26 protein-coding genes and 2 rRNA genes are annotated in these 26,048 nt (G+C 39.2%); 27 read left to right on the top strand and 1 reads right to left on the bottom strand.

From position 1 onward, the window contains the following. Positions 1-77 precede the first annotated feature (77 nt). The 12 genes from ACKVEV_RS17255 (at position 78) to rsmI (ending at position 11,138) form a co-directional block, all read left to right on the top strand. A 23S ribosomal RNA gene (locus tag ACKVEV_RS17255) occupies positions 78-3,005 on the top strand. Between the two features lie 190 nt (positions 3,006-3,195). Then, positions 3,196-3,311, top strand: a 5S ribosomal RNA gene (rrf, locus tag ACKVEV_RS17260). Positions 3,312-3,643: 332 nt separating this feature from the next. Next, complete coding sequence (locus ACKVEV_RS17265; protein WP_409367501.1) at positions 3,644-5,068, top strand: aminotransferase class I/II-fold pyridoxal phosphate-dependent enzyme; 1,425 nt, start codon at positions 3,644-3,646, stop codon at positions 5,066-5,068. Positions 5,069-5,085: 17 nt separating this feature from the next. Continuing rightward, complete coding sequence (gene tmk, locus ACKVEV_RS17270; protein WP_409367502.1) at positions 5,086-5,715, top strand: dTMP kinase; 630 nt, start codon at positions 5,086-5,088, stop codon at positions 5,713-5,715. Positions 5,716-5,975: 260 nt separating this feature from the next. Continuing rightward, positions 5,976-6,305, top strand: a complete 330-nt coding sequence (locus ACKVEV_RS17275) for a cyclic-di-AMP receptor (RefSeq protein ID WP_024362572.1) — start codon at positions 5,976-5,978, stop codon at positions 6,303-6,305. Between the two features lie 107 nt (positions 6,306-6,412). After that, entirely contained in the window at positions 6,413-6,853 is a 441-nt protein-coding gene (locus ACKVEV_RS17280) for a YaaR family protein (RefSeq protein WP_340821465.1), read from the top strand. Between the two features lie 156 nt (positions 6,854-7,009). Continuing rightward, positions 7,010-8,014 (top strand): DNA polymerase III subunit delta', encoded by a 1,005-nt coding sequence (gene holB, locus ACKVEV_RS17285; protein ID WP_409367503.1) that lies wholly within the window; start codon positions 7,010-7,012, stop codon positions 8,012-8,014. Next, positions 8,007-8,822 (top strand): stage 0 sporulation family protein, encoded by an 816-nt coding sequence (locus tag ACKVEV_RS17290; RefSeq protein WP_409367504.1) that lies wholly within the window; start codon positions 8,007-8,009, stop codon positions 8,820-8,822. The genes holB and ACKVEV_RS17290 overlap by 8 nt, the downstream gene beginning before the upstream one ends. Before the next feature lie 27 nt (positions 8,823-8,849). Then, positions 8,850-9,206 (top strand): DNA replication initiation control protein YabA, encoded by a 357-nt coding sequence (yabA, locus tag ACKVEV_RS17295; RefSeq protein WP_409367505.1) that lies wholly within the window; start codon positions 8,850-8,852, stop codon positions 9,204-9,206. A 63-nt stretch (positions 9,207-9,269) separates the two neighbouring features. Continuing rightward, on the top strand, positions 9,270-10,019 hold the full coding sequence (locus ACKVEV_RS17300) for a tRNA1(Val) (adenine(37)-N6)-methyltransferase (RefSeq protein ID WP_409367506.1): 750 nt from the start codon (positions 9,270-9,272) through the stop codon (positions 10,017-10,019). After that, the gene (locus ACKVEV_RS17305; protein ID WP_409367507.1) at positions 10,003-10,266 is read left to right on the top strand and encodes a GIY-YIG nuclease family protein; all 264 of its coding nucleotides are present in this window, start codon (positions 10,003-10,005) and stop codon (positions 10,264-10,266) included. Before ACKVEV_RS17300 ends, ACKVEV_RS17305 begins: the two co-directional genes overlap by 17 nt. Continuing rightward, on the top strand, positions 10,263-11,138 hold the full coding sequence (gene rsmI, locus ACKVEV_RS17310; RefSeq protein ID WP_409367508.1) for a 16S rRNA (cytidine(1402)-2'-O)-methyltransferase: 876 nt from the start codon (positions 10,263-10,265) through the stop codon (positions 11,136-11,138). The genes ACKVEV_RS17305 and rsmI overlap by 4 nt, the downstream gene beginning before the upstream one ends. A gap of 246 nt (positions 11,139-11,384) precedes the next feature. Here rsmI and ACKVEV_RS17315 read toward each other — a convergent pair whose 3' ends face one another. Next, on the bottom strand, positions 11,385-11,663 hold the full coding sequence (locus ACKVEV_RS17315; RefSeq protein WP_024362580.1) for an AbrB/MazE/SpoVT family DNA-binding domain-containing protein: 279 nt from the start codon (positions 11,661-11,663) through the stop codon (positions 11,385-11,387). Between the two features lie 347 nt (positions 11,664-12,010). On the opposite strand from ACKVEV_RS17315, the gene metG reads away from it, so the two are divergent. The 15 genes from metG to pth all read left to right on the top strand — a co-directional run bounded on the left by metG (position 12,011) and on the right by pth (position 26,041). Continuing rightward, positions 12,011-13,987, top strand: coding sequence for a methionine--tRNA ligase (gene metG / locus ACKVEV_RS17320; protein ID WP_409367509.1), 1,977 nt, complete (start codon positions 12,011-12,013; stop codon positions 13,985-13,987). A 252-nt stretch (positions 13,988-14,239) separates the two neighbouring features. After that, complete coding sequence (locus ACKVEV_RS17325) at positions 14,240-15,010, top strand: TatD family hydrolase (RefSeq protein WP_409367510.1); 771 nt, start codon at positions 14,240-14,242, stop codon at positions 15,008-15,010. Positions 15,011-15,145: 135 nt separating this feature from the next. Next, positions 15,146-16,357: a ubiquitin-like domain-containing protein gene (locus ACKVEV_RS17330; protein WP_409367511.1), complete on the top strand. Its 1,212-nt coding sequence runs from the start codon at positions 15,146-15,148 to the stop codon at positions 16,355-16,357. Positions 16,358-16,524: 167 nt separating this feature from the next. Further along, a complete protein-coding gene (gene rnmV, locus ACKVEV_RS17335) occupies positions 16,525-17,091 on the top strand; it encodes a ribonuclease M5 (RefSeq protein WP_409367512.1) in 567 nt (188 codons plus the stop codon). Then, complete coding sequence (gene rsmA, locus ACKVEV_RS17340; protein WP_409367513.1) at positions 17,084-17,965, top strand: 16S rRNA (adenine(1518)-N(6)/adenine(1519)-N(6))-dimethyltransferase RsmA; 882 nt, start codon at positions 17,084-17,086, stop codon at positions 17,963-17,965. Before rnmV ends, rsmA begins: the two co-directional genes overlap by 8 nt. Positions 17,966-18,120: 155 nt before the next feature. Continuing rightward, positions 18,121-18,381 carry a biofilm formation stimulator Veg gene (veg, locus tag ACKVEV_RS17345; protein WP_010857021.1) on the top strand — a complete coding sequence of 87 codons (261 nt, stop codon included), beginning with the start codon at positions 18,121-18,123 and terminating at the stop codon, positions 18,379-18,381. A 113-nt stretch (positions 18,382-18,494) separates the two neighbouring features. Continuing rightward, the gene (locus ACKVEV_RS17350; protein ID WP_402928451.1) at positions 18,495-18,677 is read left to right on the top strand and encodes a small, acid-soluble spore protein, alpha/beta type; all 183 of its coding nucleotides are present in this window, start codon (positions 18,495-18,497) and stop codon (positions 18,675-18,677) included. A gap of 215 nt (positions 18,678-18,892) precedes the next feature. Continuing rightward, positions 18,893-19,759, top strand: coding sequence for a 4-(cytidine 5'-diphospho)-2-C-methyl-D-erythritol kinase (gene ispE, locus ACKVEV_RS17355; RefSeq protein ID WP_409367514.1), 867 nt, complete (start codon positions 18,893-18,895; stop codon positions 19,757-19,759). Between the two features lie 56 nt (positions 19,760-19,815). After that, positions 19,816-20,643, top strand: a complete 828-nt coding sequence (gene purR / locus ACKVEV_RS17360; protein ID WP_402928455.1) for a pur operon repressor — start codon at positions 19,816-19,818, stop codon at positions 20,641-20,643. A 3-nt stretch (positions 20,644-20,646) separates the two neighbouring features. Next, complete coding sequence (locus ACKVEV_RS17365; RefSeq protein ID WP_409367515.1) at positions 20,647-21,021, top strand: RidA family protein; 375 nt, start codon at positions 20,647-20,649, stop codon at positions 21,019-21,021. A gap of 325 nt (positions 21,022-21,346) precedes the next feature. After that, positions 21,347-21,649: a septation regulator SpoVG gene (spoVG, locus tag ACKVEV_RS17370; protein WP_409367516.1), complete on the top strand. Its 303-nt coding sequence runs from the start codon at positions 21,347-21,349 to the stop codon at positions 21,647-21,649. Positions 21,650-21,921: 272 nt separating this feature from the next. Continuing rightward, complete coding sequence (gene glmU, locus ACKVEV_RS17375; RefSeq protein ID WP_409367517.1) at positions 21,922-23,292, top strand: bifunctional UDP-N-acetylglucosamine diphosphorylase/glucosamine-1-phosphate N-acetyltransferase GlmU; 1,371 nt, start codon at positions 21,922-21,924, stop codon at positions 23,290-23,292. 24 nt (positions 23,293-23,316) lie between these two features. Beyond that, a complete protein-coding gene (locus ACKVEV_RS17380; RefSeq protein WP_340821447.1) occupies positions 23,317-24,276 on the top strand; it encodes a ribose-phosphate diphosphokinase in 960 nt (319 codons plus the stop codon). A 398-nt stretch (positions 24,277-24,674) separates the two neighbouring features. Then, the gene (locus tag ACKVEV_RS17385; RefSeq protein WP_409367518.1) at positions 24,675-25,268 is read left to right on the top strand and encodes a 50S ribosomal protein L25/general stress protein Ctc; all 594 of its coding nucleotides are present in this window, start codon (positions 24,675-24,677) and stop codon (positions 25,266-25,268) included. A 209-nt stretch (positions 25,269-25,477) separates the two neighbouring features. After that, entirely contained in the window at positions 25,478-26,041 is a 564-nt protein-coding gene (gene pth / locus ACKVEV_RS17390; protein ID WP_409367519.1) for an aminoacyl-tRNA hydrolase, read from the top strand. The last annotated feature ends 7 nt before the right edge of the window (positions 26,042-26,048 follow it).

Genomic DNA, 26,048 nt, shown 5'->3' on the forward strand with positions numbered 1-26,048 from the left:
AAACTGGATAAAACGACATTGAAATTGTAACAAACACATTTATTTTTTAAAATTAAGTTTTTTAGGCTTAATAACTTGGTTAAGTTATTAAGGGCGCACGGCGAATGCCTTGGCACTAGGAGCCGAAGAAGGACGGCACTAACACCGATATGCTTCGGGGAGCTGTAAGTGAGCTTTGATCCGGAGATTTCCGAATGGGGGAACCCACTACGTTTAATCGCGTAGTATCTTGACGTGAATACATAGCGTCTTGAAGGCAGACCCAGGGAACTGAAACATCTAAGTACCTGGAGGAAGAGAAAGAAAAATCGATTCCCTGAGTAGCGGCGAGCGAAACGGGAAGAGCCCAAACCAAGAGGCTTGCCTCTTGGGGTTGTAGGACACTCTATACGGAGTTACAAAGGAATGAGTTAGACGAAGCGACTTGGAAAGGTCCGCCAGAGCAGGTAAAAGCCCTGTAGTCGAAAGTTTATTCCCTCCAGAGTGGATCCTGAGTACGGCGGAACACGTGAAATTCCGTCGGAATCCGGGAGGACCATCTCCCAAGGCTAAATACTACCTAGTGACCGATAGTGAACCAGTACCGTGAGGGAAAGGTGAAAAGCACCCCGGAAGGGGAGTGAAAGAGATCCTGAAACCGTGTGCCTACAAGTAGTTAGAGCCCGTTAATGGGTGATAGCGTGCCTTTTGTAGAATGAACCGGCGAGTTACGATTACGTGCGAGGTTAAGCTTTAGAAGGCGGAGCCGCAGCGAAAGCGAGTCTGAATAGGGCGAATTAGTACGTGGTCGTAGACCCGAAACCAGGTGATCTACCCATGTCCAGGGTGAAGGTGAGGTAACACTTACTGGAGGCCCGAACCCACGCACGTTGAAAAGTGCGGGGATGAGGTGTGGGTAGCGGAGAAATTCCAATCGAACTTGGAGATAGCTGGTTCTCTCCGAAATAGCTTTAGGGCTAGCCTCGTGATGAGAATACTGGAGGTAGAGCACTGTTTGGACTAGGGGGCCATCCCGGTTTACCGAATTCAGACAAACTCCGAATGCCAGATATTTATACACGGGAGTCAGACTGCGAGTGATAAGATCCGTAGTCAAAAGGGAAACAGCCCAGACCACCAGCTAAGGTCCCAAAGTAATCGTTAAGTGGAAAAGGATGTGGCGTTGCACAGACAACCAGGATGTTGGCTTAGAAGCAGCCATCATTTAAAGAGTGCGTAATAGCTCACTGGTCGAGTGACGCTGCGCCGAAAATGTATCGGGGCTAAACGATTCACCGAAGCTGTGGATTGACATCTACGATGTCAGTGGTAGGAGAGCGTTCTAAGTGCGTTGAAGTCAGACCGGAAGGACTGGTGGAGCGCTTAGAAGTGAGAATGCCGGTATGAGTAGCGAAAGACGGGTGAGAATCCCGTCCACCGTATGACTAAGGTTTCCTGAGGAAGGCTCGTCCGCTCAGGGTTAGTCGGGACCTAAGCCGAGGCCGATAGGCGTAGGCGATGGACAACAGGTTGATATTCCTGTACCACCTCCTCACCGTTTGAGAAATGGGGGGACGCAGTAGGATAGGGTAAGCGCGCCGTTGGTTGTGCGCGTCCAAGCAGTAAGGCGTGTGTGTAGGCAAATCCGCACACTGTAACGTTGAGCTGTGATGGCGAGTCCGTATGGACGAAGTTCCTGATTTCACACTGCCAAGAAAAGCCTCTATCGAGGTGAGAGGTGCCCGTACCGCAAACCGACACAGGTAGTCGAGGAGAGAATCCTAAGGTGTGCGAGAGAACTCTCGTTAAGGAACTCGGCAAAATGACCCCGTAACTTCGGGAGAAGGGGTGCTCTTGAGCGTGCAAGCGCATGAGAGCCGCAGTGAATAGGCCCAGGCGACTGTTTAGCAAAAACACAGGTCTCTGCAAAACCGTAAGGTGACGTATAGGGGCTGACGCCTGCCCGGTGCTGGAAGGTTAAGAGGAGTGGTTAGCGCAAGCGAAGCTGCGAATTGAAGCCCCAGTAAACGGCGGCCGTAACTATAACGGTCCTAAGGTAGCGAAATTCCTTGTCGGGTAAGTTCCGACCCGCACGAAAGGCGTAACGATCTGGGCACTGTCTCAACGAGAGACTCGGTGAAATTATAGTACCTGTGAAGATGCAGGTTACCCGCGACAGGACGGAAAGACCCCGTGGAGCTTTACTGTAGCCTGATATTGAATTTTGGTACAACTTGTACAGGATAGGTAGGAGCCAGAGATCTCGGAGCGCCAGCTTCGAAGGAGGCGTCGGTGGGATACTACCCTGGTTGTATTGAAATTCTAACCCATGCCCCTTAGCGGGGCAGGAGACAGTGTCAGGCGGACAGTTTGACTGGGGCGGTCGCCTCCTAAAAGGTAACGGAGGCGCCCAAAGGTTCCCTCAGAATGGTTGGAAATCATTCGTAGAGTGTAAAGGCACAAGGGAGCTTGACTGCGAGACCTACAAGTCGAGCAGGGTCGAAAGACGGGCTTAGTGATCCGGTGGTTCCGCATGGAAGGGCCATCGCTCAACGGATAAAAGCTACCCCGGGGATAACAGGCTTATCTCCCCCAAGAGTCCACATCGACGGGGAGGTTTGGCACCTCGATGTCGGCTCATCGCATCCTGGGGCTGTAGTCGGTCCCAAGGGTTGGGCTGTTCGCCCATTAAAGCGGTACGCGAGCTGGGTTCAGAACGTCGTGAGACAGTTCGGTCCCTATCCGTCGTGGGCGTAGGAAATTTGAGAGGAGCTGTCCTTAGTACGAGAGGACCGGGATGGACACACCGCTGGTGTACCAGTTGTCTTGCCAAAGGCATCGCTGGGTAGCTATGTGTGGACGGGATAAGTGCTGAAAGCATCTAAGCATGAAGCCCCCCTCAAGATGAGATTTCCCATTACGCAAGTAAGTAAGATCCCTCAAAGACGATGAGGTAGATAGGTTCGAGGTGGAAGTGTGGTGACACATGGAGCTGACGAATACTAATCGATCGAGGACTTAACCAAAAATGTTTGAAACATTCAATGAACCGTTTATCCAGTTTTGAAAGAATAACTCTTTCAACATAAAAGGGTTTCAAGATACGAGTAGTTCGCGGAAGCGAGTGAGAGAAGGAAGGAGCGTACCTCTGTACGTGACTGACTGAACGAATGAAGCTGACAAAGAAATACGATGTATATTGAAAGCCGTAAATAGTCTAGTGATGATGGCAAAGAGGTCACACCCGTTCCCATACCGAACACGGAAGTTAAGCTCTTTAGCGCCGATGGTAGTTGGGGGCTTCCCCCTGTGAGAGTAGGACGTCGCTAGGCACAAGCAAAAGACTGAAGAGATTTCTTCAGTCTTTTTTATTTTGCATTTGCATAGGTATATATTCAGCGTAATTCGAAGGGCTAGACGGACACTCTTGAAATTTGAAGCATATATTAATAAGCAGTAGATAATTGGAGACGCATTTGATAGGATGCCGATTCTAATATCAGTCTACCAAAGCCGTTTCGTAAAGAAGCTTGTCGATGATACGATAATAAAAGAATTCTTTGTCAAAACGCTTCTAGGCTATTCTATTTTATAGGATAGCTTTTTTATCCCGCCAAATTCCCGTATAATTAAAGAATAATAAACGAAAAAAGGGTGTCTTGTTTTGCAAAAGAAAAAGCCAATTGTAGAAGGTTTAGAGCGTTTTCGACAACAACAAAATATATCCTTTCATGTGCCAGGCCATAAGCATGGAGAATTATCGAATTTACCTCAAGCTTTTAAAGATGTGATGCGCTATGATGTGACCGAATTAACAGGACTTGATGACTTGCATTACCCGGAAGAAATGATTTTAGAGGCAGAACATTTACTGGCGGATACATACGGTGTGATGAAAAGCTTTTTTTTAGTAGGTGGCTCTACGGTAGGAAATTTGGCAATGATTTATGCTACATGTAATCGCGGCGATACAATTATTGTACAACGCAATGCACACAAGTCTATTTTTCACGCAATTGAACTAGTTGGAGCGAAAGCGGTATATGTATCTCCCCAGTGGGATGAGCGAACGTTAACAGCGACACATGTTTCCTATGATGATTTAACACAGGCGGTAGATTGTTATCCAGAGGCTAAGGCAGTTGTTTTAACGTATCCGACATATTACGGGATGACATCGAAAGACATAGCACGGCAAGTAGCGTATTGTCATGAAAAGAACATACCTATTTTGGTAGATGAGGCTCATGGTGCACATTTTAGCGCCTGCTCTTTATTTCAGCCGTCTTCATTGACATTTGGTGCAGATGTGGTTGTACAGTCCGCACACAAAACGTTGCCTGCTATGACCATGGCTTCATTTATGCATGTGAACTCAAAATTAGTGAACGTTGAGCGCATCCATCACTATTTGCGCATGTTGCAATCCAGCAGTCCTTCATATATATTGTTAGCTTCTTTAGATGATGCACGCTATTATATACAGACATATATGGAGAGTGATGGTGCATATATAATAGAGAAAAAAAATCAATGGGCTGAAGCATTGCGTGCGATTGGTTCACTGGAAGTAATTGAAGTAGATGATCCGCTCAAGTTATTGCTACGAGTAGACGGTTACAGTGGCTATCAATTACAAGAGGCATTAGAAGATAAGCGTGTTTATGTAGAGCTTGCAGATGCACATCAAGTTTTACTTGTGTTGCCGCTTTTAAAGCAAGGCTATAGTTACCCGTTTGCAGATATACGCGTTCGTATTAAAGAAGCTGTTACAGCATTATTAAATACCGAAAAAGCAGCAATAGAAGCTGTTTCGCAAAACGCATACAATTTTGTAGCCATTACAGAACCAATGTATTCATCTGACGAAATAGCGACGATGGAGAAGGAATGGCTACCCTATATGCGAACAATGGGACGGACAGCTGCAAGTATGATTATTCCTTACCCTCCTGGTATACCATTGCTTGTTCCAGGGGAAAAAATTACAGTGGCTAAACTGAGTCAACTAGAGGAATTACTGGCAACTGGTGCAACGTTCCAAGGAAATCACCGGTTAGAAGAAAAAATGATTGAGGTCATTAAATAGTTGGAGGCAATAACAGCATGAATTGCAATTTATTTATTACATTCGAAGGTCCAGAAGGTGCCGGTAAAACAACGGTTATTAAACAAATCGCTGAACGACTAGCACAACAAAATATAGATGTATTAGCTACGAGAGAACCTGGAGGCATTGAAATTGCCGAAAAAATTCGCACAATCATTTTAAACCCGGCGCATACAGCTATGGATGAACGTACGGAAGCATTATTATATGCAGCAGCAAGAAGTCAGCATTACTTTGAAAAAGTGAGACCTGCTTTAGATGCTGGAAAAATGGTCATTTGTGATCGATTTATCGATTCATCATTAGCTTATCAAGGCTACGCGCGTGGCATTGGAGTAGACGAGGTACTTTCCATAAATGAATTTGCTATAGGAAAAAAACTACCTGACCTAACAATTTTATTTGATATTTCTCCAGAGGTTGGATTAGCACGTATTCACGCCCATGGGGACCGAGAAGTAAACCGTCTCGATGTAGAAAGTTTAGCATTTCATGAAAAGGTACGTGAAGGATATTTACAATTAGTAACACGATATCCAGAGCGTATAAATGTCATCAATGCAGACCAAAGTATTGAGCGTGTAGTTGAAGATGTATGGGCAGTATTATGTGAAGCAATACAGTAAAAACATGAAGTTGGCCACCATATTGTGATATAATGGTAACATCCAATGACAGATGAACTGTCTTGGAGAGAAAAAGCTTTTCCTTATAGGTGCTAAGAAGAATTGTACTTGCCTAGCGATCATCGGTTACGATAACCTAAGTTAGAAAGCAATATGTTTAAAGCAGTGAATGTTACTTATTTAAAATTAGATTGGATGGTTTGATTCCTGTTTTTCAATAAATTCTATCAAGGCCAATTATATAAAAGGGGTGAGTGCGAATGAAGTTAGTTGTAGCTGTGGTACAAGATCAGGATAGTAGCCGCTTATCGAATGCTTTAACGAAAAATCAGTTTCGCGCAACAAAATTAGCGAGTACAGGGGGTTTTTTACGCTCTGGTAATACAACGTTTCTAATTGGAACAGAAGACTCTCTTATACCCAAAGTTTTAGATATTATCCGTGATAATTGTCGAGCGCGTGAACAATTGGTGGCACCTGTTTCGCCATTAGGTGGTAATGCAGATTCCTATATACCATATCCTGTGGAGGTAGAGGTAGGAGGCGCTACTGTATTTGTTTTACCGATTGAACAATTTCATCACTTTTAACGGTCGTTTATAAATGATGGCATCATAGTTTGCCATGCAGGATGCAGGCAGTGCAAATTCGCAAAAAATGAATTTGAGTAAGAAAGCAATTGGGAGGCGAAAGCAGCTTGAAGATCAATCAAGATATACGGGTCGGGTTAAATACTAATCGTACTGAGCCTCTACAAAATAATAATCAAAACAACCGATTTGGTGATATGGTCGTAAAGCAAGGTTCTAAATTGCAAACCGAACAATTAACACGATTGTTGGGGGATATTTCTACTGCTGGTGACCGTGTTGCAAGATCCCGTAATTTACGAGAGCTTGCACGTTTTAAAATGCTTGTGAAGCGTTTTTTACAGGAAACTGTAGAACATGGCATGGAATTAAAACAATCACATACATGGAATCGCTTTGGCGAAGGAAGACGTTTAAAAATTATTGAAACAATTGATTCACGTCTTGTTGAGCTTGCACAAGATATTTTAGATGAAGAAAAGGAAGCGATTGACCTTCTCGATAAAATCGGAGAGATTAAAGGTCTTTTAATTAATTTATATATGTAAAACCCGTGTCTTGTTCACTTGTAGGCGCGGGCTTTTTTCAAATTTGTTCAATAGGGTTTTAACTATTAAAATTAGTGGAATGTATTTCTACTAAAAATAAATTTACAAGCACAAGTCCAGAAGGCTTTATTGATATAGGAAGGAATTTAATAAAAAATGGCGAAGAATGTTGAAGAGCTTTTCACACTACAGCCAGTCGTAATGAAGCAGCTTCAAACGATTTTTGACAAAAATAGATTAGCCCATGCATACATTTTTGATGGCGAAAAAGGAACAGGGAAAGTGGATATTATGCATTATTTTGTAAAATTAATGCTGTGTGAGCAACCACATGATAATGTTCCATGTGAAACATGTCGAAATTGCAGACGTGTTGATTCGGGAAATCATCCGAATATTCATCAAATACATCCGGAGGGTCAATTTATAAAAATTGATCAAATACGGGAACTAATCGCTGAAATGAAAATGATGGGTGTTGAGCAAGGACGGAAAATTTATGTACTTCATCATGCAGACCGTCTTAATATAGCTTCTGCCAATATGTTATTAAAATTTTTAGAGGAACCGGATGGAGAAGTGACGGCTATTTTGCTAACAGAGCAAATGCAATCGATATTGCCTACAATACGTTCGCGCTGTCAGCATATTAAATTTCAAAAATTGCCTAGACAAGTATTGTTAAAGCATTTGCAGGAAAACGATATTCCATATTCAATGGCTTCGACTGTTAGCATGATGACGAACGAGCTCGAAACAGCTATTTTTTTAGCAAAAGATGAGCAGTTTGCACAGGCTCGAAAAACAGTGTTAAAATTAGTAGAGGCAATACGCCAAAATGTACACGAAGCGATGATTGTTGTACATGAGGAATGGTTGCCTTTGTTTAAGGAAAAAAGCGAAATGGAGCAAGCATTGGATTTACTACTATTTGCTTACCGTGATATAGTGTCAATAAAAGCTAATCCCGAAGCAGCTTGTACTTATCCAGACATGTTACAGACTTTTAAGGAAGCTGCGTTACATTCGACCTTCGAACGCCTATCCAGTCAAATGGAGTCCATTTTACAGGCGCGCGCATCTTTACAGCGTAACATGAATAGGACGTTAATGATGGAGCAGCTAATGCTAAATCTGCAGGAGGGATATACATTTGTATAATGTAGTAGGAATCCGCTTTAAAAAAGCGGGTAAAATATATTATTTTGATCCAGCATCATTTCTACTAGAAGACAGTCAATATGTCATTGTAGAGACAGCTCGTGGTATAGAATATGGTAAAGTAGTTGTCCCTCAAAAAGTAGTAGGAGAAAATGATGTCGTATTACCACTTAAACAAGTACTACGACCAGCAGATGAACGTGATCGTATTCAAGTTGAAGAAAATGCAGTAGAGTCAAAGCGGGCATTTGAACTTGCAAGTGCAAAAATTATCGAACACAAACTAGAGATGAAACTTGTTGATGTTGAATATACATTTGATCGTAATAAAATTATCTTTTATTTTACAGCAGAAGGACGAGTTGATTTCAGGGATTTAGTAAAGGATTTAGCCTCTGTTTTTAGAACGCGAATCGAGCTACGCCAAATTGGTGTACGCGATGAAGCCAAATTATTAGGTGGAATCGGTCCATGTGGTCGTATGCTATGCTGTTCAACATTTTTAGGTGATTTCGATCCGGTGTCTATTAAAATGGCAAAAGATCAGAATTTATCTTTAAACCCTTCAAAAATTTCAGGGTTATGTGGTCGTTTAATGTGCTGCTTGAAGTATGAAAACGATGAATATGAAGAAGCAAAAGAAGGTATGCCAGATGTTGGTGAAATGACAATGACACCAGATGGTCGTGGTAGAGTTGTAGGTTTAAATGTGCTGGAAAGACTTATTCAAGTATATTTACAAGAGCAGGAACGCACGGTTGAGTATACACTAGAAGAACTGCTAGCATGCGAAAAAAATCTTATATAAGATAGAGAATTTAACGAGGTGGCTTGGGTGAAGGACCGTAATTTCTTAGATACCGTTATGGAGTTCGAACAACAGCTCGAAGCAATGCAGGAGCAATTTGGTGCATTGAAGCAATTTGTAGCGTTAATGATGGAAGAACATAAGGCACTCGAAACAGAAAATCATCACCTTCGTACACGTCTAGAAGAACTACTTTCTAAAGAGAACACCGTTCAGGCTGCAGATGAGAAGAAAGAGATTCCAGTAGATATTGGCGAGGGATATGATAACTTAGCGCGTCTATACCAAGAGGGCTTCCACGTTTGTCATGTTCACTTTGGGAGCTCACGTAAAGGTGAAGACTGTCTGTTTTGTCTATCATTTTTAAATAAGCAAAATGTGTAATAGAAGACTGATTCCCGCTTCGGTGGTGTCAGTCTTTTGTTTTGTATAGTAGGAGGAAGGTTCATGGAAAATTGGTTAAAGGATGATGAAAGGCTAGATTATTTGTTAGCAGAGGATTTACGAATTATCCAAAGCCCGTCTGTCTTTTCTTTTTCATTGGATGCAGTGTTACTTTCAAAATTTGTCAATGTTCCATATTATAAAGGGAATATTGTTGATTTATGTTCAGGTAACGGGGTCATTCCATTATTTTTAAGTGCCAGAACGAAAGGGCATATTACAGGTGTAGAATTACAACCACGATTATTTGATATGGCACAGCGCAGTATTCGTTATAATAACCTAGAAGAACAAATTACAATGGTGCTTGGAGATGTAAAAGAAATTCCAGCACAATTAGGGATAGAAAAATATGATGTAGTAACTTGTAATCCACCCTATTTTTTAGCACATGAAGCAAGTGATAAAAATTTAAGTGAGCATCATGCAATTGCCCGTCATGAACTACACTTAACACTGGATGAAGCCGTACAATCGGCAAGTAAATTATTAAAGCAAGGTGGTAAAGCTGCCTTTGTTCATCGTCCTGGTCGCTTATTAGATATTGTTACAGCGATGAGAGCAAATCGACTAGAACCAAAGCGGATGCAACTGATTTATCCGAAAGAAGGGAAGGAAGCCAACACTTTATTAATAGAAGGAATAAAGGATGGTAAACCGGATTTAAAAATATTACCCCCACTTTATGTTTATGATGCAAACAATGAATATACAGCAGAAGTGAGAGAAATGCTTTATGGAAAAAACCAATAGCCATTTCTTTTATGTATTAGAATGTGCGGACAAGTCGTACTATGCAGGTTATACAAATAATGTAGAAAAGCGCGTAGCTGCACATAATGCAGGTAAAGGGGCTAAATATACAAAGGCAAGAAGACCGGTAGCATGTATTTATGTCGAGGCTTTCGACACAAAACAAGAAGCGATGCGGGCAGAATATGCTTTTAAGCAGTTAACACGGACGCAAAAAACGAAATATATAGGGAGGGATAAATCGTGAAATCACAAAAAAGTACGATGCACGATCATCAAGGCTGCTTATATCTTGTAGCAACGCCAATTGGAAATTTAGAAGATATGAGCGTACGTGCACTACGTCTTTTAAAGGAAGCGGACGTAATCGCTGCTGAAGATACACGTAATACAAAAAAGCTTTGCAACTATTTTGAAATTGAAACACCTCTTGTGAGTTATCATGAACATAATATTGATGCTGGGGGAGAGAAGCTATTAGGCTATTTACGCCAAGGGAAGACGGTCGCATTAGTAAGTGATGCTGGTCTACCTTGCATTTCTGATCCTGGAGCCGATATCGTTGTGAAAGCAATAGCTGAAGGCATTGCGGTCGTACCTGTACCAGGTGCCAATGCAGCCATTTCGGCTTTGATTGCTTCTGGTTTAACACCACAGCCATTTTTCTTTTATGGTTTTTTAAATCGTGGGAAAAAAGAGAGACGCCAACAATTAGAGCAATTAAAAAAGCGACAAGAAACGATGTTATTTTACGAAGCACCCCATCGCTTAAAGGAAACGTTAAAAGATATGGAAATGATTCTTGGTAATCGTCGTATTGTGCTAGCACGTGAACTGACAAAGAAATTTGAAGAGTTTCTACGTGGTACAGTAACTGAAGCGGTAGCATGGTCACAAACCGAAGAAATCCGAGGGGAATTTTGCATTGTTTTAGAAGGAAATCAACATGCAGAAGAAGACTTGCAAGAAGAAGCCTATTGGATAGCAATGAGCGAAGTAGAACACGTCGATTATATTATAACTGAAACAGGCATGACATCGAAGGAAGCAATAAAAGAAGTAGCAAAACTACGACAAGTAGCAAAGCGAGATATTTATAATGCCTACCATAGTGAGTAAGCGTCAATAACAAAAGGTTGTCTCTCTCGAGGCAGCCTTTTTTTGATGAACTTATAGAACTTCTTGTAACTTTCTTTATTAAAATAAAATTGATAATAATGGTAAAAAAGAGTAATCTTAATAAAAGAAGTCTGACATGGACATTATAAGGGAAGAAAGTATATTATTTTTCCATTATAAAAAGAAATTTTTATCAAATAATAAAAACACCTAAATCGCTGTATCGATTTAGGTGCTATATAGAAATTATTTTTTTAAGCTAGATTGGATTTCTTTCATTAACATTTCTGCGCCTTCTGGGCTTAAAATTAATTTGCCTCCAACTAGACGGAAGTTATCATCAGAAACTTCACCAGTTACAGCACAAGTCATATTTGGCATATATTTTTTTAAGATGATTTTATCATCGTCAACGTAGATTTCTAAAGCGTCTTTTTCAGCGATACCTAATGTACGGCGAAGTTCGATTGGAATTACCACACGACCTAATTCATCGACTTTACGAACGATACCTGTTGATTTCATAATTATTTTTCCTCCTATAAGTAAAAGTTATATTGGTGTTTCGTCAAATTTCGACATTATTTCCTTGTCTGTTAGTTATCATACCAAGTAATGCCATAAACGTCAATTAATTAATACAGTAATAATCTCTGATTTCTAAAAATTTTTGAGAAGAAAACTGTTATATTCATTTTTTTAAAAGGTTTTTATTATAGATTTTATTTTATAGTAAAAAAGCTTCTTATAAAATACATTAAATGGATTAGAATAATATTCGACATTTTTCGCGTTCAATAAACTTTCATTGAAACGAATTTCGTACTTCGTTAGAATAGATATTATACTGTGAAACATTGGAGGCAGTTCTCGTGAGCGAACAAAACAAAACATTCTATATAACAACCCCGATTTACTATCCAAGTGGAAAATTTCATATTGGTACTGCGTACACAACGGTGGCGTCTGATACGATAGCACGCTATAAACGTTTACGTGGCTATGATGTACGTTTCTTAACAGGGATGGACGAGCATGGACAAAAGATTCAAGAAAAAGCTGCAGAAGCTGGCAAGCATCCTCAGGAATATGTAAATGAAATTGCAGAGGCAGCGAAAAAGCTTTGGGCATTAATGGACATTTCGTATGACGATTTCATCCAAACGACAGAAGAACGTCATACGAAAACTGTCGAAAAGATTTTCCAAAAGTTTTTAGATAACGGTGATATTTATAAAGGTGAGTATGAAGGATGGTACTGTACACCTTGTGAGTCATTCTTTACAGAGACGCAATTAGTAGACGGTAACTGTCCAGACTGTGGTCGCGCTGTTCATAAAGTGAAAGAGGAATCTTATTTCTTTAATATGAAGAAATACGCAGATCGCCTATTAGCTTATTATGAAGAAAACCCAGAGTTCATTGAACCAGAATCTCGCAAAAACGAAATGATTAATAACTTCATTAAACCAGGACTTGAAGATTTGTCAGTATCACGTACTTCATTTGACTGGGGTATTAAAGTGCCTGGAGACCCAAAACACGTAATTTACGTATGGGTAGATGCATTAACAAATTATATTACTTCATTAGGATACTTATCGGATGATGACACGCTATTTAACAGATATTGGCCAGCAGATGTGCACGTTGTTGGAAAAGATATCGTCCGTTTCCATACAATCTATTGGCCAATCTTCTTAATGGCTCTTGATTTACCATTACCTAAAAAAGTTTTTGCCCATGGATTTATTATGATGAAGGACGGTAAAATGTCTAAATCAAAAGGAAATGTTGTTTATCCTGAAATGCTAATCGAGCGTTATGGATTAGATGCAACGCGTTACTTCCTATTAAGAGAGCTTCCATTTGGCTCTGACGGCGTATTTTCACCAGAATCATTTGTTGAACGTACAAATTTCGACTTAGCGAATGATTTAGGCAATTTATTAAACCGTACAATTTCCATGATTAACAAATATTTTGATGGACAAATTCCTACAGAAAATCTGCAATCGACAGAATTTGATGAAGTATTAAAAGCGCATGCTGAATCAGTACGTATTAAATATGAAGAAAGTATGGAAAAAATGCAATTTAGTGTCGTGTTAGCTGACCTTTGGACACTCGTATCACGCACAAATAAATACATTGATGAAACACAACCATGGGTTCTTGCAAAAGATGAAGCAGACAAGCCAAAATTAGGGGCTGTTATGCGAAATTTGGCAGAGAGCTTGCATCATATTGCAGTCATGTTACAACCATTTATGACATCAACACCGACACGCATTATGCAGCAATTGGGTCTAGATGACAAATATTTAGCATGGGAAACAATTGAAACATTCGGTAATACTATTCCAGCAAACATTAAAGTGGTAGAAAAAGGGACACCAATTTTCCCTCGTTTAGATAGCGAAATTGAAATTACTTACATTCGTGAAGAAATGCGTGGCTCAGTTAAAACTGCTCAAGAAGAACAACCAAGCGTAGAATCAAAAGCTGTAGAAGTTCCAGAAATTCCGGAAATTACTATTGATGATTTTATGAAAGTTGACTTACGTGTGGCAACGGTTACAGCATGTGAATCAGTCCCTAAAGCAGATAAATTATTAAAGCTGCAAGTTGACCTAGGGTATGAGCAACGACAAGTGGTTTCAGGAATTGCCAAGTACTATTCTGCAGAAGAATTAGTCGGGCAAAAAGTAATTGTAGTTGCCAACCTAAAACCTGTTAAGTTACGTGGTGAATTATCACAAGGAATGATCTTAGCAGGCGAAAAAGATGGAATTTTAAAGCTAGCATCCGTTGATCCAAATCTTGAAAATGGTGCAAAAGTAAAATAAAAATGGAAAATGGCCTGTTGAGTAGAAAATATTCAGCAGGCCATTGTAAATTTAGGCTAAATTGGAGCATTTAATTATTCTAACATAATTTAGGCTATGCATATTTTGACGAATTTTAGGTAAATGGTAATAGTAATGGCGAATTTTTATAAGTGTATTGTCACAATACTAAATTGTTTGTAATAAATTTGTAACACTGATGAAAAATATGAAATAATAATTTTTAATAAAATCAAGATTAGGGGAATGACAATGTTTATCGATACACATGTACATTTGAATGCAGATCAGTATCAAGAAGACTTACAAGAAGTCATAGATCGAGCACTTGAAGCAAAGGTCGAAACGATGGTAGTTGTAGGTTTTGATCGTAAAACCATTGAAAAAACGATGGAATTAGTAGAACAATACGATTTTATTTACGGAGTAATTGGCTGGCATCCAGTAGACGCCATCGATTGCACGGAAGAGGATTTAAAATGGATTGAGGAATTGGCGGCACATCCCAAGATCGTTGGAATTGGTGAAACAGGATTAGATTATTATTGGGATAAGTCACCAAAGGATGTTCAACAAGCGCTTTTCCGCAAGCAAATTCATTTAGCGCAAAAAGTAAATTTGCCAATTATTATTCATAACAGAGAGGCAACTGCTGATGTTGTCAATATTTTGCGTGAAGAGAATGCGGCTTCTGTTGGAGGCGTCATGCATTGTTACAGCGGAAGTGTAGAGACTGCTCGACAATGTATTGCTATGAATTTTATGATTAGCCTTGGCGGACCAGTAACGTTTAAAAATGCACGTATGCCGAAGGAAGTGGCTACGGAAATACCTTTAGAGCACTTAATGATTGAAACAGATGCGCCTTATTTAGCGCCGCATCCTTATCGAGGTAAACGGAATGAACCAGCATTGGTGCCATTAGTTGCAGAAGAAATTGCACGTTTGAAAGAACTACCAATCGAGGAAGTAGCACATATAACGACTGCCAATGCAAAAAAATTTTTTAGGATTGACGTTTAACTAGCTAAAGTGCCTCCAATACAGTGTTTGCGGTTGGCTAAAATAGCAAGGTCAAATTTTTTTGAAATACATTCGGGTTGACAGTGCTAAATCTAGTCCGTATAATCCAACTTTGTATTAAGGAGGCGTTTTTTCATGTCAAATAATTCCATGAAAAACTTGTTCTTAGGATCATTGAGGAGTAAGCAAACAGTGATAAGAATTGTTTCACTTGTCCTGTTTGTGTCAGTAATTTCATTCGTACTTTTCCAAGGTACTAAAAAATCCGTAACGCTTAACGCTAACGGAGAAGCAATTGAAGTATCAACACATGCTAAAACTGTAGAAGAACTATTACAAAATCAAAATATAGACGTAGCAGCGCATGACAAAATATCACCCTCTCTGAATGCCAAAATTGTTAATGGTTTAGCAATTAATTGGGAACAGGCAAAAGAAGTAACAATTTCAGTTGATGGAAATCAGTCAAAAGTTTGGACAACTGAAAAACTAGTGAAGGACATTTTGAAGGAAGCAAATATCGAAGTATCAGAACATGATTCATTAGTGCAAGGTTTGGATACAGAAGTAGGAGCAGATAACAAAATCGATATTCAAAGAGCGTTTCAGGTAACGCTTGTCGATGGTTTAGAGAACAGACAAGTTTGGTCCACTTCGACTACGGTCGCTAACTTTTTAAAACAACAAGGAATTCAACTTCATGAATTCGATCGTGTCGAGAATAACCTGGAGGACGTTATCACTCCAGAGAGTAAAATCGCAGTAGTTCGCGTAGAAAAGGTTATCGATGTAGTGGAAGACTCTTTAGATTTCACAATTGAAAAGAAGCAAGATGCTTCATTGCAAAAAGGGAAAGAAAAAATCGTAACGACGGGCGAGAAGGGCAAAATTTCTCGAACGTATGAAGTCGTGAAAGAAAACGGCAAAATTGTGGCAAAAAATTTACAATCTGAAAAAGTCATCAATGAGCCAAAGAAACAAGTAGTTGCTGTTGGGACTAAAAAATTAGTAGCAAGTGCAACAACTGTATCTCGTGGTTCAGCGGAGCCTGCTAGTGGGAAAGAATTTTATGTAACTGCAACAGCGTATACACCTTATTGTAACGGTTGTTCAGGGAAATCAGCTACTGGCATTAACTTACGTTCAGATTCTGGCTTAAAGGTTATCGCAGTAGATCCATCTGTTATTAAACTTGGCTCAAAAGTATGGGTTGAAGGCTATGGAACAGCGATTGCTGGGGATACTGGCGGTTCAATTAAGGGTAATAAGATCGACATACTAGTACAATCAGATGCCCAAGCGCGTAAATGGGGACGTAAGAAAGTGCGTATTAAAGTATTAAATTAAAAAAATTGTAAAAAATAACAAAATGTTTTCACTAAGCATTGGCTTTCCTGTATTGACTGGCGGGAAAGCTTTTTTCATGTATATAACAGCTGAACCTTGTATTTCTGTACAATCGTTCAGGGCAGTTGTAAAATGGTCTGAAGATAAGGTAGAAAAGAGGAGCCTTTTTGCAAATACAAGAAGTGATTGTCGTAGAAGGAAAAGATGATACAACTGCGATTAAGCGGGCTGTTCAGGCAGATACTATTGAAACAAATGGTTCGGCCATTTCAGAGGAAACGCTTAAACGTATTCAGCATGCGCAAGATAAACGAGGTGTCATTGTCTTTACAGATCCTGATTATCCAGGACGGCGAATACGAGCCATTATTGAACAACGTGTACAAGGTGTAAAACATGCTTTTTTACCAAAAGCAAAAACAATAGCGAAAAACGGGAAAGGCTTAGGCATTGAACATGCGGCAGATGAGGATATTCGTGAAGCATTACGTCTAGTCTATACACCAAATAGCACCGAACCCATTACGGATGATATTACGCTAGAAGATTTAATGACGGCTCGCTTAATCGGTCATCCATCGGCAAAAAAACGTCGTGATCGACTAGGAGAAATTTTAAATATAGGTGCAACAAATGGTAAACAGCTTCATAAAAGATTAAAAATGTTTCAAATAACAGAACAGCAATTCGGAGCAGCTGTCGCACAGGTAGATCAGGAGGAAAACAATGCATAAGGATATTGCAACACCGAATCGAACACAGGAAATTTTAAAGAAATATGGATTTTCATTTAAAAAAAGCTTAGGTCAAAATTTTTTAATCGACCCTAACATTTTACGAAACATTGTAAGTCATGCAAATCTTACAGAAAACAGCGGGGCAATTGAAGTTGGACCGGGTATTGGAGCTTTAACAGAGCATTTAGCACGCAGCGCTAAAAAGGTTGTATCGTTTGAAATCGATCAGCGTTTATTACCAGTACTAGCAGATACATTAAGTCCATATAATAACGTGTCTATCGTTCATTCTGATATTTTAAAGGCAGATGTAGCAAAGGTTATTGAGGAAGAAATGCCTGGTATTGAGGATATTATGGTCGTTGCTAATTTACCCTATTATGTTACGACACCTATTTTAATGAAATTGTTAAATGACCGTCTACCAATCCGTGGCTTTGTGGTTATGATGCAGAAAGAAGTGGCTGATCGTATTACGGCGAAACCAGGAACAAAAGAATATGGTTCACTATCGATTGCGATTCAATACTATGTGAAAGCTGAAATTGCGATGACTGTGCCGAAAACTGTATTTATGCCACAACCGAATGTAGATTCAGCAGTTATTCGCCTTATTAAGCATGATGAACCACCGGTAAAAGTCATTGACGAGGACTTCCTTTTCGTCGTGACACGCGCTTCATTTGTACAGCGTCGCAAAACCATTTTAAATAATTTACAATCTGGTCTACCAAATGGGAAGGCACATAAAGATAAAATAATCGAAGCTTTAGAATCAGTAAATATTGAACCGACTCGTCGCGGTGAGACGCTTTCTATTCAAGAGTTTGGAAAGTTAGCGGATGCTTTATATCCAACCTTTGCAAAGTAAAAAAAATGTTACATTTTTCATCCTATATTAAAAAAAACGTATTTTTTCAAAAAAAATAAGTTGACAACATTTATAGAGGGCTGATAAAATATTATATTTTGTTGACATTTTTGGGCTTATCACTTATACTAATTATTAGTGAGGTGTAAGCGAAAATGCCAAAAACTTTAGCGGACATTAAAAAGTCGTTGGATTGTCATTTGGGTAAACGTTTGCAATTAAAAGCAAACGGTGGTCGCAAGAAAACGGTCGAGTGTGCAGGGATATTGCGTGAAACATATCGTGCAATTTTTGTAGTTGAGCTTGATCAAGAAGACAATACGTGCAAGCGCGTATCGTATAGCTACACAGATATTTTAACTGAGGCAGTAGAGATTACATTTTTAGACGAAGCACAGGCTGCTGTCGCGAAATAGTTTCTAGTACTTATTTCTATATTTTGAAGCGCTCATGTATGTTAAAAACTACATGAGTGTTTTTCGTTTTATCGGACATACTAATGTCGTCAGTTGTTAAAGGAGGAGTTTATATGCCTAGAAAAGGTATCATGTCACCTCGTTTAAAAGAAGAGATCGCCAAAGAACTTGGATTTTATGATGTTGTGCAAAAAGAAGGTTGGGGCGGCATTAAAGCTCGAGATGCTGGTAATATGGTGAAGCGTGCCATTGAAATGGCTGAAAGAGCTGCAAGCAGTGAGCAAGAGCGTAAGTAAAGAACTGCGCATAAAATAGATTGCTTACATTTTTACTTCATTCAGTGAAGAAGTGATTCTCTGCTGAACACAACAAAACAACAACTGACGAAAGAGAACCGTTTGAAAACGGTTCTTTTTTCAGTTTGCTTTCTCATTATGGTAAAATAAAATGAATTATCTTGCGCGAAAAATGAATGGCTATTTCTGCGTGTAGTTATGAGGGAGGAAGTAAGATGCTTTATGTAAAGGCGCCTGCAAAAATTAATTTAACATTAGATGTTCTTTATAAACGACCAGATAATTATCACGAAGTGGAGATGGTCATGACGACTGTCGATTTGGCAGATCGTATTAGCTTAGAATCTCGAGAAGATGGGGTAATTGAAATTATTTCAACAGATAATTTCGTACCGAATGATCACCGCAATTTTGCTTATCAAGCAGCGCGTCTTATAAAAGATACATACGGCATTGGACAAGGTGTATCCATTACAATTGAAAAGGAAATACCGATTGCAGCAGGTCTTGCTGGTGGTAGTAGTGATGCTGCGGCGACGCTAAAAGGGTTAAATGAGCTTTGGCAGTTAAATCTATCGATAGACGAGCTAGCTGAGCTTGGTGCTAAAATAGGTTCAGATGTATCTTTTTGTGTATACGGAGGCACGGCATTAGCAACAGGGCGTGGGGAGAAGATTCAAGAATTACCGGCACCGCCAAGTTGTTGGGTTGTGTTAGCTAAGCCTAAAATCGGTGTGTCAACAGCAGAAGTATATGGTGGCTTAAAAGTTGAAGGACTTGAGCATCCAAATACAAAGCAAATGATCCAGGCAATTGAAACGGATAACTATGAGCTACTATGTGCATCTTTAGGTAATGTTTTGGAAACTGTAACATTTAAGCTACACCCAGAGGTGATTATGCTCAAAGAACAGATGAAACGTTTTGGTGCAGATGCTACGTTAATGAGCGGAAGCGGTCCAACGGTTTTTGGTCTTGTGGATAGTGAGGCCCGTGTAAGTCGCATTTACAATGGTTTAAGAGGTTTTTGTGAAGAAGTATATGCGGTACGCATATTAGGTGAGCGGAATACGCTTGCTTAAAATCGCATAATTGTGTTAATTTTACCTATAAATATTCGTGTTTAGGAGAGGGTCGCATGAAATGGAAGCGTAGTGAACGACTAGTTGATATGACGTATTATTTACTAGAACATCCACATCAGCTGATCCCGCTAACTTATTTTTCAGAATTATATCAATCAGCAAAGTCTTCTATTAGTGAAGATTTAACGATTGTAAAAGAAACTTTCGAAGAAAAAGGAATCGGGTTATTGATAACAGTGCCAGGGGCTGCAGGTGGTGTGAAGTATATTCCTAAAATGTCCAAGGAAGAAGTTCGTTTAGTCATACAGGATTTAAAGGCAGAGTTGGAACATTCAGACCGTTTGTTACCTGGTGGCTATTTATTTATGACGGATTTATTGGGCAATCCAGACTTAATTAACCGAGTTGGGAAGGTTTTTGCATCAGCATTTGCTGACCAACAAATTGATGTCATTATGACAGTAGCAACGAAAGGTATTTCTATTGCGCACGCCATTGCAAGACATTTGAATGTACCGGTTGTCGTTGTACGTAGAGACAGCAAAGTAACAGAAGGTTCTACAGTCAGCATAAACTACGTATCTGGTTCTTCTCGAAGAATTCAGACAATGGTATTATCTAAAAGAAGCATGAAAAGTGGACAACGTGTGTTGATTACCGATGACTTTATGAAAGTTGGCGGTACGATGAACGGCATGAAAAATCTATTAGAAGAGTTTGACTGCCAATTAGCAGGCATCGCTGTGCTTGTTGAAGCAGAACATGCAGACGAAACTTTAGTAGATGATTACTATTCACTTGTAAAGCTTCATGAGGTCAATGAAAAAGACCGTACAATCGCATTGAGTGAAGGCAACTATTTTACAAAAAGGGAGAAATGACAAATGAATGTAGTATCTACAACAAATGCACCAGCAGCAATTGGACCATACGCGCAAGGAATAGTCGTAAATGGGATGTTTTATAGTTCAGGTCAAATTCCACTTACTGCAGCAGGTGAACTAGTAGAGGGTGATATCGTCGCTCAAACGCATCAAGTATTTGCTAATTTAAAAGCGGTATTAGAAGCTGCAGGCTCATCACTAGACAATGTAGTAAAAACAACAGTCTTTATGAAAGATATGAATGACTTCGTTGCAATGAATGAAGTTTATGCTAGTCACTTTGGAGAGCATAAGCCAGCACGTTCAGCAGTAGAAGTAGCACGTTTACCAAAAGATGTGAAAGTAGAAATAGAAGTAATCGCCATCGTAAAGTAAAAATAAGTAGCCCTTTAAAAGAGTAGCAGCTCTTTTAAGGGGCTTTTTTAATTTTGTACAAGAAGTCACTATGCTCACTAATGACGTCTTATATTTGCGCTTTTCTACAGAAATATAGGGCGCTAATACGTCACCTCATGAATTCAATTTTAAGTTTTGACAAACAATTGTCATATTTGCCGTCAACTTGAAAAATTATTATAAAGAAATAAATATGAAGTATTCAAATTTTTTAGAAAATTTGGTAGACTATAAAAAGGAAAATATTCGGTAATAGAAAGATAATATTTTCAATTAGGCATCTAAGATGAGAGGTGGTGAGAAAATGGAAGTTACTGATGTAAGATTACGTCATGTACAAACGGATGGTCGCATGCGTGCGATTGCTTCCATTACACTCGACAATGAGTTTGTGGTACATGATATCCGCGTTATTGATGGGAATACAGGCTTATTTGTCGCTATGCCAAGTAAACGTACACCAGATGGCGAATTTAGAGATATCGCACATCCTATCAATTCAACAACTCGTAACAAAATTCAAGAGATTATTTTAAACGCGTACCATAACTCTAGCGATGCGCAAGAGTTAGAACAAGCAGCGGAATTAGAAGGAATTGGCGTATAGTTTTATGAAAATAAATGGTCATTTAAAGGTTATTTACAAATTAGTATCCTTTTGGTGATGCAAGCAAAAAGAACTCCTCAATGACTGAAGAGTTCTTTTTTATTTTTCAAAAAAGAGAAAAAGAGCAGATTTTAGTACATAGCTTATAACATTCGAGCATAAGGAGTGTTTGATTTAGGAATTCACCGTTTAGTCAATGTTACATGCCTTGAAAATAGATGAATTTTGCTATATAGTCATAAGAGAAAATGAGCGTATTGGAGGACTTACTGATGAGCAATATTTTTGCTGTCATTTTGGCTGCAGGTCAAGGTACACGTATGAAGTCCAAATTATATAAAGTGCTCCATCCAGTATGTGGGAAGCCCATGGTACAACATGTAGTGGATCACATTCAAACGTTAGATGTGAATCGCATCGTAACGGTTGTAGGACATGGTGCAGAAAAAGTAAAACAACAACTTGGAGATAAGAGCGAGTATGTTTTACAGGCTGAACAATTAGGTACAGCACATGCAGTACAACAAGCAGAGTCAATTTTAGGTAACGAGCAAGGCACAACACTCGTTGTGTGCGGTGATACACCACTTATTCGCCCTGAAACGATGAAAGCTTTATTTGAGCATCACCAAGCAAACAATGCAAAGGCAACAATTTTAACAGCTGTTGCCGAGAATCCAACTGGCTATGGTCGTATTTTACGTGGCGATAATGGACAGGTGGAGCAAATTGTTGAACAAAAAGATGCGACGGTAGAACAGCAACGAGTGAAAGAAATCAATACAGGGACATATTGCTTCGATAACAAAGCGTTGTTTGAGACATTAAAGCTTGTGAAAAATGACAATGCACAGGGAGAGTATTATTTACCTGATGTCATTGAAATTTTACAAAAGCAAGGCGAAATCGTTGAAGCCTATGTAACTGATGATTTTGAAGAAACACTCGGTGTCAATGACCGTGTAGCATTGTCACAAGCGGAAGAGTTAATGCGTGCACGAATTAATGAACGTCATATGCGTAATGGCGTGACAATCATTAACCCGACTGCTACGTATATTAGCGCCGATGCAGTTATTGGCCGCGATACAATTATTCAACCAGGCTCTATGATTGAAGGGGCAACTGTAATTGGTGAAGATTGTAATGTTGGCCCAAATACACAAATTATCGATAGTCGTGTTGGCGATCGTACTTCGGTGCATTCATCAGTTGTACGAGAAAGCACGATAGCGGAAGATACAGCGATTGGACCTTTTGCACATATTCGTCCTCTTTCTGACATCGGAAGCCATGTGAAAATCGGTAACTTTGTAGAAGTAAAGAAAAGTAAGCTAGGCAATGATACAAAGGTATCTCATTTAAGCTATATTGGAGATGCTGAGATAGGAAATAACGTCAATGTTGGCTGTGGTTCCATTACAGTAAACTATGATGGGAAAAATAAATTCCAAACAATTATTGAAGACGATGTATTTGTAGGATGTAATACTAACTTAGTAGCGCCAGTGAAAGTTGGAAAAGGTTCATTTATTGCAGCAGGATCTACAATTACAAAAGAAGTTCCTGAGGACGCGCTAGCAATTGCTCGTGCAAGACAAGAAAACAAACCGAATTATGTTAGTAAATTAAATTCAAAATAATTATCAACTAAACAGGAGGCCATCATGCCGTATCAATATGCAAACTCACAATTAAAAATATTTTCACTCAATTCTAATAACCCACTTGCTCAAGAAATTGCGCAAGAAATGGGCGTTGAATTAGGGAAATCTTCAGTTAAGCACTTTAGCGATGGAGAGATTCAAATTAGCATTGAAGAAAGTATTCGTGGTTGTGACGTGTTTATCGTGCAGTCAACTTCTGCACCTGTAAACGAACATTTAATGGAGCTTTTAATTATGGTAGATGCTGTGAAACGCGCATCTGCTCGTACAGTTAACGTTGTAATGCCTTATTATGGTTATGCTCGTCAAGACCGTAAAGCAAAAGCGCGTGAGCCAATTACAGCTAAATTAGTGGCAAACCTACTTGAAACGGCTGGTGCAACACGTGTAATCGTTTTAGACTTACACGCACCTCAAATCCAAGGTTTCTTCGATATTTTAATCGACCACTTAATGGCGGTACCTTTACTTTCAGATTACTTCAAATCTAAAGGTATCCCTTCAGAAGAAATCGTAATTGTTTCACCTGACCACGGTGGTGTAACACGTGCGCGTAAAATGGCTGAACGTCTAAAAGCACCGATTGCAATTATTGACAAACGTCGTCCAAAACCAAATGTTGCAGAAGTGATGAACATCGTTGGTAATGTTGACGGTAAAGTGGCAATCTTGATTGATGATATTATCGATACTGCAGGTACAATTACGATTGGCGCGGACGCATTACGTGCGGCTGGTGCAAAAGAAGTATATGCATGCTGTTCTCACCCAGTACTTTCTGGTCCAGCAATCGAGCGTATTGAAAACTCTGCGATTAAAGAATTAGTTGTGACAAATACAATTCAACTTTCTGAAGAGAAAAAATCACCAAAAATTACTGAGCTTTCTGTAGCGAAGTTAATGGCAGATGCAATTTCTCGCGTATATGAAAACAAATCAGTAAGTACTTTATTTGATTAATTCGATTTAAATCATTTTTTATAAAAAGTATTGTTAAGGAAAAGCACAAACGTTTCATCGATTGAGAGGCGACGTGTGGCATGCCTGAGGATACAGATTATAAAATAAAATAAGCATATTTTCCATTAGCAAAATATGTGACAAAAAAAGGACAAATCTACATTTAACAGTAGATTTGTCCTTTTTGCATAGCTGTTAAGTGTGAATATTCGAAATAGAGGGTATAATAATAGTGTTACTGCATAATATTTACGTTTAGCTTACTAATAAGCAGTAAATATTATAAAAACCTTTCGCACATTTCATAGACTGATGACAGAGAAAAGCAATGCTTTTGTTAGAGTTAGTGCTATCGGTGGAAGGTCAATATTATTTTCTTGGAAGGGGAAGGTATAGATATGAGTACAGTGTTAAGTGTAAATAAACGCGAAACTGGGCATCGTTCGACATTAACCCAACTTAGAAAAGGGGGAGCCATTCCTGCTGTTATTTATGGCTACAAACTAGATTCAACCCCAGTTTCTATTTCAGCGAAAGAATTTAGACAGTTCGTTCAAAAAAATGGACGTAATGGTGTCATTCCGGTGGAGTTAGATGGTGAAAGGGTAAATGTCGTTGTTTCAGAAGTACAAAAGTGTGCGCTGAAAGATGAAGTGAATCATGTGGATTTATTAGCAATTAATATGTCTGAAACATTAGAAGTAGACGCAGCAATAACACTTACTGGCGAATCGGTAGGTGTAAGTGAAGGCGGCATTTTAATGCAGCCGAATTTAGAAGTTAAAATAAAAGTAAAACCTACAGATATTCCAGATTCAATAGAAATTGATATTACAAAACTAGCAATTGGCGAATCGATTATGGTAGCGGATATACGCGATCAAGTAGATTTTGAAATTGTTAATGAAGATGATCATATTATCGCAACAATTTTGGCGCCAATCGCCTCGGTGGAAGAAGATCAAGAAGCGGAAGAAAGCGTTGAGTCATAAGATTAAATAGATGCTGAAAGGGAAGGCTATCGAGGAAGTCGTAATAGACGGACTTGGTAGCCTTTTTTTGCGCTAAAATTTTGCAATTATACAAATAGCGGAGATTTTTTTTATGTGAATATTTGTTCTTAAGTGGATTGAACGAAATGTTTTCTTAGAGCGCAGTATGGTAAAATAATGACTATTAGATTGAAAGAAGTGAGGTACTTATGAAAATTATCGTTGGTTTAGGAAATCCGGGTAAACCTTATGAGCATACAAGACATAATATTGGTTTTGATGTAATTGATGCATTAGCTAACAAGTGGGATGCTCCATTAACAGCATCAAAATTCAATGGCATGTATGCGACTGTACATCGTCCAGAAGGAAAGGTTCTACTTGTTAAGCCATTAACATATATGAATTTATCAGGTGAATGTGTTAGACCGCTTATGGACTATTTTGATATTGATGTAAAAGAGTTAATCGTGATTTACGATGATTTAGATTTAGAAACAGGCAAATTACGCTTGCGTCAAAAAGGCAGTGCCGGTGGTCATAATGGCATTAAATCTTTGATTCAGCATTTAGGAACACAAGAATTTAATCGAATTCGTATTGGTGTAAGCCGGCCACCTGCTGGCATGAAGGTAGCCGATTATGTGCTATCGAAGTTTTCGAAAGAAGAAGATGCAGTCATAGCGGACGCTATAAATAAAAGTGTTAATGCAATAGAAGCGTCTCTTTCCAAACCATTTCTTGACGTGATGAACCATTTTAATGGTGCATAATCTTTTT

This window comes from Lysinibacillus sp. 38-6 (genome assembly GCF_046245175.1).
Taxonomy (GTDB): domain Bacteria; phylum Bacillota; class Bacilli; order Bacillales_A; family Planococcaceae; genus Lysinibacillus.

Coding starts and splice junctions, on each gene's coding strand:
- purR (WP_402928455.1), top strand. CDS start 19,816: ATGAAATGGAAGCGTAGTGAACGACTAGTTGATATGACGTATTATTTA.
- pth (WP_409367519.1), top strand. CDS start 25,478: ATGAAAATTATCGTTGGTTTAGGAAATCCGGGTAAACCTTATGAGCAT.
- ACKVEV_RS17300 (WP_409367506.1), top strand. CDS start 9,270: ATGGAAAATTGGTTAAAGGATGATGAAAGGCTAGATTATTTGTTAGCA.
- ACKVEV_RS17325 (WP_409367510.1), top strand. CDS start 14,240: ATGTTTATCGATACACATGTACATTTGAATGCAGATCAGTATCAAGAA.
- ACKVEV_RS17275 (WP_024362572.1), top strand. CDS start 5,976: ATGAAGTTAGTTGTAGCTGTGGTACAAGATCAGGATAGTAGCCGCTTA.
- ACKVEV_RS17350 (WP_402928451.1), top strand. CDS start 18,495: ATGCCTAGAAAAGGTATCATGTCACCTCGTTTAAAAGAAGAGATCGCC.
- ispE (WP_409367514.1), top strand. CDS start 18,893: ATGCTTTATGTAAAGGCGCCTGCAAAAATTAATTTAACATTAGATGTT.
- ACKVEV_RS17305 (WP_409367507.1), top strand. CDS start 10,003: ATGGAAAAAACCAATAGCCATTTCTTTTATGTATTAGAATGTGCGGAC.
- ACKVEV_RS17385 (WP_409367518.1), top strand. CDS start 24,675: ATGAGTACAGTGTTAAGTGTAAATAAACGCGAAACTGGGCATCGTTCG.
- ACKVEV_RS17380 (WP_340821447.1), top strand. CDS start 23,317: ATGCCGTATCAATATGCAAACTCACAATTAAAAATATTTTCACTCAAT.
- tmk (WP_409367502.1), top strand. CDS start 5,086: ATGAATTGCAATTTATTTATTACATTCGAAGGTCCAGAAGGTGCCGGT.
- glmU (WP_409367517.1), top strand. CDS start 21,922: ATGAGCAATATTTTTGCTGTCATTTTGGCTGCAGGTCAAGGTACACGT.
- holB (WP_409367503.1), top strand. CDS start 7,010: ATGGCGAAGAATGTTGAAGAGCTTTTCACACTACAGCCAGTCGTAATG.
- ACKVEV_RS17315 (WP_024362580.1), bottom strand. CDS start 11,663: ATGAAATCAACAGGTATCGTTCGTAAAGTCGATGAATTAGGTCGTGTG.
- spoVG (WP_409367516.1), top strand. CDS start 21,347: ATGGAAGTTACTGATGTAAGATTACGTCATGTACAAACGGATGGTCGC.
- veg (WP_010857021.1), top strand. CDS start 18,121: ATGCCAAAAACTTTAGCGGACATTAAAAAGTCGTTGGATTGTCATTTG.
- ACKVEV_RS17330 (WP_409367511.1), top strand. CDS start 15,146: ATGTCAAATAATTCCATGAAAAACTTGTTCTTAGGATCATTGAGGAGT.
- ACKVEV_RS17365 (WP_409367515.1), top strand. CDS start 20,647: ATGAATGTAGTATCTACAACAAATGCACCAGCAGCAATTGGACCATAC.
- rsmA (WP_409367513.1), top strand. CDS start 17,084: ATGCATAAGGATATTGCAACACCGAATCGAACACAGGAAATTTTAAAG.